Annotated in this window: 1 protein-coding gene; it reads left to right on the top strand. The window is 34.7% G+C overall.

Annotated features, from left to right (window positions below; genetic code table 11):
- Nucleotides 1–206: 206 nt before the first annotated feature.
- A partial coding sequence (locus J5069_RS23800; protein ID WP_264646123.1) for a hypothetical protein occupies nt 207–659 on the top strand: 453 nt, incomplete at its 3' end.

Genomic DNA, 659 nt, shown 5'->3' with positions numbered 1-659 from the left:
ACTTACTGATGCAGAATTTAACAGGATGTTGCAGAAACACCGTGATTCATTAGTTCAGGCTGTACGTCAGAGTCAACAAAGAAATTCATAATTATTAGTGGGACAGTACTGGAACATACCATTCTTGCATACATACACCAACCAACACTGAACCAGTACTACCCACATAAATACTACATGATAACAATAATAAAAAGGAAGCATTTATGGACGAGGTTTTAGTCACTTCATTTGTATTGTCTGATAATCAGCCAATGTATAAGAATCAAGCTAATTCAGGTCGATTAATTCAACGCTCAACCGGTATTCAGTACTTTGATATATCTTTCCAAGTAAATTTAAATATTGACGATAGAGCAGCATTTCAGAAGTGGATTGCTGAACACAGTCAGGGAAAACCATTTGAAATGTCTCTTGGCTATTATTCTCTTTATAATGGTTTACAAAAAGGCAATGTGATTGCAAATGCAGCCAGTAAGAATACTTATAAAATTACCTGCACCTCAGTTACTGAGGTCGGTACTTTAATTCAATGCTCAGGGCATAAAAAGATTTATCGAGTCATTGCTAATGATGGTGTTACATTATCGATATTTCCGAGTTTGAGACAGGAAGTACAAAATAATGAAACCATAAAATATAACGACATTAAAGGTACT

Source organism: Candidatus Symbiopectobacterium sp. NZEC127 (assembly GCF_025962675.1).
Taxonomy (GTDB): Bacteria; Pseudomonadota; Gammaproteobacteria; order Enterobacterales; family Enterobacteriaceae; genus Symbiopectobacterium.
The sequence above is the reverse complement of the archived record's forward strand: the minus strand, read 5'-3'. Positions and strand labels throughout refer to the sequence as shown.